At 62.9% G+C, this 7,596-nt stretch carries 10 protein-coding genes; 3 read left to right on the top strand and 7 right to left on the bottom strand.

Translation table 11 applies throughout. The features are described 5' to 3' along the window. The 3 genes from H5T60_09340 to H5T60_09330 form a co-directional block, all read left to right on the top strand. The coding region (locus H5T60_09340) for an aldehyde ferredoxin oxidoreductase (protein ID MBC7242634.1) at positions 1 to 822 on the top strand (822 nt) is incomplete at its 5' end. Beyond that, the gene (locus tag H5T60_09335) at positions 819 to 1,277 is read left to right on the top strand and encodes a 4Fe-4S dicluster domain-containing protein (GenBank protein MBC7242633.1); all 459 of its coding nucleotides are present in this window, start codon (positions 819 to 821) and stop codon (positions 1,275 to 1,277) included. The genes H5T60_09340 and H5T60_09335, both read left to right, overlap by 4 nt. Positions 1,278 to 1,281: 4 nt before the next feature. Then, on the top strand, positions 1,282 to 1,566 hold the full coding sequence (locus H5T60_09330) for a MoaD/ThiS family protein (protein ID MBC7242632.1): 285 nt from the start codon (positions 1,282 to 1,284) through the stop codon (positions 1,564 to 1,566). A 1-nt stretch (position 1,567) separates the two neighbouring features. On the opposite strand, the gene H5T60_09325 is transcribed toward H5T60_09330, so the two are convergent. The 7 genes from H5T60_09325 to H5T60_09295 form a co-directional block, all read right to left on the bottom strand. Beyond that, positions 1,568 to 2,188 (bottom strand): C_GCAxxG_C_C family protein, encoded by a 621-nt coding sequence (locus tag H5T60_09325; GenBank protein ID MBC7242631.1) that lies wholly within the window; start codon positions 2,186 to 2,188, stop codon positions 1,568 to 1,570. A 103-nt stretch (positions 2,189 to 2,291) separates the two neighbouring features. Next, the gene (locus H5T60_09320) at positions 2,292 to 3,008 is read right to left on the bottom strand and encodes a hypothetical protein (protein ID MBC7242630.1); all 717 of its coding nucleotides are present in this window, start codon (positions 3,006 to 3,008) and stop codon (positions 2,292 to 2,294) included. A 183-nt stretch (positions 3,009 to 3,191) separates the two neighbouring features. Then, positions 3,192 to 5,096: an aldehyde ferredoxin oxidoreductase family protein gene (locus H5T60_09315; GenBank protein ID MBC7242629.1), complete on the bottom strand. Its 1,905-nt coding sequence runs from the start codon at positions 5,094 to 5,096 to the stop codon at positions 3,192 to 3,194. A 930-nt stretch (positions 5,097 to 6,026) separates the two neighbouring features. Continuing rightward, on the bottom strand, positions 6,027 to 6,233 hold the full coding sequence (locus H5T60_09310) for a helix-turn-helix domain-containing protein (protein MBC7242628.1): 207 nt from the start codon (positions 6,231 to 6,233) through the stop codon (positions 6,027 to 6,029). 114 nt (positions 6,234 to 6,347) lie between these two features. Next, positions 6,348 to 6,656: a hypothetical protein gene (locus H5T60_09305; GenBank protein MBC7242627.1), complete on the bottom strand. Its 309-nt coding sequence runs from the start codon at positions 6,654 to 6,656 to the stop codon at positions 6,348 to 6,350. Next, the gene (locus H5T60_09300) at positions 6,649 to 6,897 is read right to left on the bottom strand and encodes a hypothetical protein (GenBank protein MBC7242626.1); all 249 of its coding nucleotides are present in this window, start codon (positions 6,895 to 6,897) and stop codon (positions 6,649 to 6,651) included. Before H5T60_09300 ends, H5T60_09305 begins: the two co-directional genes overlap by 8 nt. Beyond that, on the bottom strand, positions 6,887 to 7,453 hold the full coding sequence (locus H5T60_09295) for a toprim domain-containing protein (GenBank protein ID MBC7242625.1): 567 nt from the start codon (positions 7,451 to 7,453) through the stop codon (positions 6,887 to 6,889). Before H5T60_09295 ends, H5T60_09300 begins: the two co-directional genes overlap by 11 nt. Between the last annotated feature and the right edge of the window lie 143 nt (positions 7,454 to 7,596).

The raw sequence follows: 7,596 nt of genomic DNA, 5'->3' as shown, positions 1-7,596 counted from the left end.
AATCTGGCCTGCGATAAGCTGGGGCTGGACACCATCTCGGCCGGCGCAGTGCTGGGATTTGTCATGGAGTGCGTCGAGCGCGGTTTGCTGGATCACCCGGATGTCGCCGGCCTGCGTTTCGGCGCCCAGGAAGCGGCTCTGAAGGCACTGGAAGATATCGCTTTCCGCCGGGGTTTCGGCGACCTGATGGCCGAGGGAGTGCGGGCGCTGGCCGCCCACATCGGGAAAGGGAGCGAGCGCTTCGCCATGCACGTCAAGGGATTGGAGTTCCCCGGCTATGATCCGCGCGCAGCGTTCGGCGCCGGCCTGACCTATGCCGTCGCCCCGCGCGGTGCCTGCCACCGCCGCGCCTGGCCCCCTCGCGAGGTGCTCGACGGCCTGAACCCCTACACCATCGAGGGCAAGGCGCAGTACATTAAACGGCTCTTTGACGAGCGCATTATCATGCACTCCCTGCTGGTGTGCGACTATGCCGGCTCCGGCATGCAGTTAACCATCGAGGAGTACGCGGAGTTCCTGGAGGCCATCACCGGCCAGCACTATTCCGCGGAGGAGCTGTGGCAAGCCGCCGACCGCATCGAGACCACCATCCGGCTGTTCAACGTGCGGGAGGGATTCACGCGGGAGGACGATACCCTGCCGGCCCGCATCCTGGAGGAACCGCTACCGGACGGTCCCGCCAAAGGGCAACTGTTCGGACGCGCCGGCCTGGAAGCCATGAAGGACGAGTACTACCGCCTGCGCGGCTGGGACAAGAAAGGCGTTCCACTGCCGGAGACCCTGCGCCGCTATCACATCACCTGGCAGGAGGGAGAGTTGTGAGCGCACCCAAACATCCCGCCGTCACGATCAACGCCGCTATCTGCACCGGCTGTCGCGCCTGTTCCGTCATCTGCGCCCTCTCGCACGAGGGAGCGCTGGAACTGGCCGGCGCCCGCATCCGCATCGAAAAACACCTCCCCGATATGGACAAACGACCCATCTTCAAGCCTACTGCCTGCCACATGTGCGTCAAGGCGCGCTGTGTAGCGGCCTGCCCCACCGGCGCGCTGGTTCAGCGGGAGGATAACGGCCTGGTAGTGCTCCATACCATGTTGTGCGATGGGTGCGGCCGATGCGTCGAGGCCTGTCCCTTCCATGCCATCTGGATGGATGAGCGCCATGGGGTAGCCATCAAATGCGACCTCTGCGGCGGCGATCCGATGTGTGTGCGCTACTGCTCGCCGGGAGCGCTCAGCTTCTCCTATGCCGGCAAGGATGAGTCCAGCCGCGGGTAGAGAAATGGCGATCACGGTTCTGCTGATGGGGGTTATACAGTCAGCGCTTCCTGGCCGGCTGGAGTACCAACCCGCCGGCGGGGAAGCCCCCACCCTGCGGGAATTGATCGAGGCGCTGTCGGGGGACAGCGCCTCGCTTGCCGACATCTTGCTCGACGAGCACGGGGATCTGAGGCCGGATTACGTCGTGCTCATCAACGGACAGAACGCTCGTCTTCTGCAGGGGACGGAGACCCCCGTGCCGGACGGTTCCACGGTGATCATCACCGCCCCCATCTCGGGCGGATAGCCTAGCGCCCGGGAACCGCTTCGCGCGCGGCGCAGGGGATGGACTCCGGCGCGATCTCGTGGCGCGGCCGGCACTCCCGCACCAACTGCGGCGCATGCAGGATGACATCCACGCCAATCTGGGCGCCAGTGCGGTAAATATGGGAGCATGAGCCATCAGGCGTCTTCGGCACCCAGATCTCCCGCAGGAACTTGCACTCGTTGTGCCCTAACTCCTCCTGGAAGCGGCGGTGAAGCTCATAACACAGCTCATCCACACAGGTCAGATCATCATCAGGTGAAGTGCGGCCGTAGAGCAGGCTGGTGCACATGATGCAGGCCGCCAGTGCCCCGCAGAGATGGCGCACCTGGACGATGGGCACGCCGTCATCTCCCACCTCCTGGTAGCCGGCCGCCACGCCGGCCAGCAGTTTGGTCATGTCCACGTTCGGGTCCAACCGATGGCTCCCCCCGCCGCCGTGAAACCCGGTGACCGCCTTCACCATCCTGGGGTCCGTGATCTGCAGTGCCTCATTGATCGCCAGGAACACCGACTCACTGCAGTGAAAGCCTTTCTCCTTGTATTCCAGCGCCTTCCTGCCGGCCAGCTCCACTTTCTCCCGAATGGCCTCTTCGCCCAACATGCCGCCCTCCGCACAGATAGGACCAGGGATAGATGATGGATACATTATACACAAATTTGTGAAAAGGGCAACCAACGGGGATACAGCGTGCGGGCGCGGGAAATTACCAGGCGCGGCGCCAGTTGACAATGTGGACGCAGGCGTCCTGGAAGGGGCCTTCCTGATGATGCGGGACCACCGCCACGGGGCTGAGCGGCTGGCCGGCATTGTCCACGACCACCACATGCCAGATGTTCGGGGTCGGGCCGAGGACGACATCCCACTTGCCGATGTCCACTCCACCCTTGGAAGTGCTGTACGCCTCGTTGCCCCAGATGTCATAGACCCGGATGCGCACGCCCTCCAGGGGATGGCCGGCGCGGTCCCGTACTTCCCCGCGGATATACTGCGCCATACAGCCGGCGCTCAGGTCATGCCCGACCTCCTCTTCCAGATAGAACGCATAGCGGCCCGGCTGGGTGGGCGTGGAAGAAGGGGCCAGAGGGGTGAGGACGGGGGTGATATCCGCCGGCGTCGGTGTACGTGTGGGAACCAGCCACGGCGTCGGCGTCGCCACCTGGATCGTGGGCTGGGCGGTGACCGCCGGCAGGGTCATGATGATAGTGGGCACAGGGATAGCCGGCGGGGTCAAGGTCGGCGTCGCAGTCGGCGGAAGGGATTGCGGTGCAGGGGTAAGTTCAGCCAGAGTCTCGGCCGGCGCCGGTGGTGCCGGCGGCCGCAGAAGCTCCTGCCGGACGTTGGTATAGATGACAAAGCCGGCGACCATCACGAACAGCAGAACCAGCACAAAAGCTATGGCTGAGAGCTTATTGACCTGCACCTTGCTGCAAGCCTCCTGTTCCACCAACGTTCATGTCCATGATAGCACAGCGGTGTTCGTCGCGCAACCACATCCGCGCAACTGTCTGACAATAGACGTCCGAACAGGACACGCGGTTCCCGATATAACAAAAACGGCGGGCTGACAACAGCCCGCCGTAGCACCGCCTGTGAAGACGCCGGCTCATGCCTTGCCGTAGAGCATCTCCGCCACCCATTCCAGGCCCAGCTCTTCCAGCTTGCCGCGGGTCGGCCGGCCTTCCTCATCCCAGCCGGCCATGCGATAATACTGGGCGCGGGTCTGCAGGAACTCTTCCGGGGTGATGACCAGGCCGGCAGTCGGTCCACCCACAATCGGCTTGAACATTTTCGGCGGCAGGGTGTCCTCTTTCGAGGTGAATCCCTCGCGGGCGTTGAACGCCCTCTGCAGGTTGACGGTGCGCTCGCCGACCTTCATAAGTTCCCACACGCTCATGTTCCAGCCGGTGACCGCCTGCACGAGGGTAGCGATCTGGCTGGTGTGATAGAGCTGCCAGGCCGGCCCCCACACGAACTGGCACAGGCTCAGGGCGTTGGCCAGGTTATACACCCACTGCGTGTAAATGGTGAAGCGCAGTTTCTCGGTGTTCACCAATTGGATATCCTCGATGGGGTCCAGCAGTCCCAGCTCCGCCATGCGGTCATCATAAGCGCCGGGCACATAGGCAGGATCATGCTCATGGGACTGATGATCCGCTCCGTAAGGATTGATGGCGTAGATCACCTCCAGATTGCGCTTCACCCGCGGCATATGGGCCGGGAACTCATGCGCCTTGGTCGCCACCACCAGCTCTTCCGCGCCTTTGCCGATCTTCTGTGCCGCCCGCCAGGAGCCTTCCGCCAGGAGGTTGCCGAAGCCCTCGCGTTCGCAGATCTTCCGCACCATCTCCACCATGGCCGCGGCATTGCCGAAGGTCAGCTCGATGCCGTCGGTATCCTCCTTCGTCAGGATGCCGTGCTCGTAGCAGTCCATGGCCCAGGCGATGACCGCTCCCGTGGAAATGGTGTCCAGGCCGTACTTGTTGCACAGCTCGTTGGCCTTGCAGACGGCGGCCAGGTCGCTGACACAACAGTAACTGCCGAGGGTGGAGAGGGTTTCATATTCCGGCCCGCCGTAGCGCGGGTCAACCGGATAGGGCCCCTCTTTGATTTCCACCACGCGCTTACAGCGCACAATGCATCCGAAGCAGGTGTCGTTTTCCTTAAGGATGGTCTTGGCCATGGTGGTGCCGTCAATGGCCTCCCAGCCATCGAACACGCCGGTCTCCCAGTTGCGGGTGGGAAGCCCGCCGACGGCCTGCTGGGCACCGATGGTGGCGGCGGTGCCGTAATCGCGCATGGGGGCGACATCCGACTGGGGGAAGCGCTGAGCGCCCCATTTGGCGAGCTGGGAGAGCGCCTCGCGGTCCTTGATGGGCGGCCGGCCCTTGGTGCCGCGCACCACCACCGCCTTGAGGTTCTTCGAGCCCATCACCGCGCCCATGCCCGTGCGGCCGTTGGCGCGGTTGCACATGTTCATAATGGCGGCATAGCGCACCAGCTTCTCGCCGGCCGGCCCGATCTGCAGGATCTCCACCTTCGGATCGCCCAGCTCCGCCTTGATGATGTCCTCGGCCTCGCCGGTGACCTTGCCCCAAAGGTGCGAGGCATCGCGGATCTCCACCTCGCCGTCATGGATCCACAGGTAGACCGGCTTGGGAGCACGTCCCTTGATGACGATGCCCTCGAAGCCGGCGGCTTTCAACTCCACCGGCCAGAATCCGCCGGCCTGAGCATCGCCGATCGCGCCGGTGACCGGCGACTTGGCGTTGGCCGAAACCCGGCTGGTGCCGGAAATGGGCGCGCCAGTCGTGACGCCTACGAAGAGGGTGAGCACGTTCTCGGGGGAGAAGGGGTCTACGCCGGCGGGCGTTTCCTTGAGCACGTAATAGGTGCCCATGGCGCTCCCACCCAGATACATGCGGAAAAACTTCTCCCCGGGTTCCTCGATGTGCCAGGTGCCGTGGGTCAGGTCCACATGCAGGATTTTGCCGTTGTAGCCGTAGGGCATAGTCATTCCTCCAGCAGATGAGATGGGTTTGGTCAGAGAACGGCCGGCGGAGGGCCTCCGGAGGCCGTGGAACGCGACTGCATCAGGCTTTGGGACACATGTTGGGCTGTCACATCCCCCCTTTCCATTCAGACCGGCAACTATATGAGGGTGATGGCGAACGCGGTTCGGCTTGTGATATATTTCTATTATATCATAACCTGTGCAGAGGACAAATGGGCGGAAAGAAACATCATCAAGGGACAGCGGATGCTGTATGCGTGCATCACGTTGGCATAGAAAATGGCCCCTGCTTCCCCCATTCCGCATGCGGGAACGGGGATCGAGGCCATCGGAGACTGGTGAGCCGTGCGCGATTCGAACGCGCGACACCCTGCTTAAAAGGCAGGTGCTCTACCGGCTGATTTCACCATACTACATGTAGTGTGCCCTTGCCCATTTTCCCCGCAATGCCCCTACATGTAGTGGTATGCCTCTTTGCAGAGTAAGGTTGTCAAGGTGCGCAGATTTTTTAAGCTTCCTTTAAGGTTCCCACCAAAAGCGAAAAGCCCCGCCAGGCTCGTTTGCACTGACGGGGCCTTGTGTGCTATCATGGCCACCGGTCAGGTGCCGTGCTCACCTGGCCCACGCCCCGGGGTTGCCCGACAACCGCCGGGGCAATGCTTTCACGGCCCTATTGTACGTCAGCCGTTCCGGTGCTGTCAACCCTGCCCAGTCCGGCGAATTCAGTAAAATGGGCGGTTCTCTGCGCCTGCCCCTATGTTTCCTGCATGTTTCGCATAATTTCTGCCATTTTCACGTCAAAAAGGCCGCATTCGCTTCACCGCAAAAATTGGCCGAAAAGGTGAACAAAAGCGGAACTCTCGGCCTTCCACAAAATTGCCGATTTTGCGGTCGTGCGCACGGCACTCGCCGCGCCGTCATGGGCGGTCAGGTTGTAGGGATTTCACCCCCTATCCCCATGATGACCCTCGCCCCACAGATGGGGCAGATGCCTGTCTTTGCCGCCTCGGCCAGCAACTGCTTTCGGTAGCGCCGCACGGTCTTTGGCGAGACGCCGAGCGCCGCCGCAATCTCCGCCGTATCCCAGCCCCGTGCTAACAGCTCGGCGCACTTCCAGCGCCGCAATGCCGCCATATCCCGCCGCCAAGCGTTGTAGCGCCGCCTCCCGCCAGCCCGCCGGTAGGCTTCGCTATCGCTAACCAATGCGCTCCAATTGACATGCTTATTCATTTCTTTCGTGGCCCCCGCTTATTCGCTCATTCTGGTCAGCCTGGTAAAATCACGCAGGCGCATGACCACAATGCTGTCGTCATAACGGCACCCGTGCTGGTGTAGGATGGCCACCGCCACCTGCCCGGGCTTCGCCGCCGCCTCGGCTTGGGCTATGGCGTCCAGAAGCCACAGCGGCAACTTCCGCCTGCTTTTGACCTCGATTGCGGCCCACGTCGTGGCTACGTCCGGCGCACTGCCCCTCGCCCGTCCGCTAACAGGAATGCGCTGGCCGCCCAGTCGCTTGGCGACTTCACGCTCCGTCCGCTTCCACGCCTTTTCAGCCACCTGACTGCTCCCCGCCCTGTGATGCAGGGGGACGTGAAGCGCCGCTAATCCTGCCTTCCACTATCTCCGCCGCTCGGTCTTCAGCGCCCAACGCCGCCCAGTCGGGGCTGACCTCTATGCCCTGCGTGGCATACCATATCGCCGCTAGCAAAAAGCCCAGGGCCTCGGCTGGGCCTCGCCGGGCCAGCAGGGCAACAAGGTCGGATATCTGCGCCTCGGTCAGCAATGGGTCATCGCTCATTCAACGCCTCCATCATCACGTTGCTTTGCACCGCCGTTAGGATGTACTCCCGCAACCGACTGTCACCCCGTGCTTTCCAGCAGTCCGTCCAATCCTTGAAGCCTTCCGGCACCCGCAAAAGCCTCGCCCTTCGTGTCCGGGCCAGCCAAGCTGACGCCGCCTTCTGCCCCGCCGGGTCTGCGTCAAGACCAATCCAGATGCGCCCGTAATTCACCAGCACCGGTAGCCACAACCTTATGTCTTTGTCGGATGCAGACCCGAACGTCGCAACGTCCAGGGCGTCGCCGCAAAGCCGACACAACAAAATGGCGTCAAACTCGCCTTCGACAAGCGCCAAATCGGGCTTGCCTTGCAGGTAGTCAGCGCCGAAAAGGGCAGGGCGGCTTCCCTTGATGTGCACGTACTTCGGGCTGTCCATTGGCCTGCGCACTTTGACATACCAGGGGACGCTCCCGACAAGGCCAGGAATAACGACGCCCCGGGGCAGAAACACGTCCACGTCTCCCCAGCGGTCTTTGCGGTCAGCGGGGATGTAGCCCAAGCGCCACAGCCGCACGTCCTCAAGGGTTATGCCTCGCTGTGCCAGCCAAACCCTGGCCCGCTCACCAATGGGCGACAGCAGGGCTTCGTGGGCCTCCTGGACAAACTGCGCCGCCGCTTCCCGCCATGCACGGCTTGGCGGCTCCCGCAAAGGGGCGC

Source organism: Anaerolineae bacterium (assembly GCA_014360855.1).
Classification (GTDB): domain Bacteria; phylum Chloroflexota; class Anaerolineae; order JACIWP01; family JACIWP01; genus JACIWP01.
This window is presented reverse-complemented; position numbering and strand designations above follow the sequence as displayed.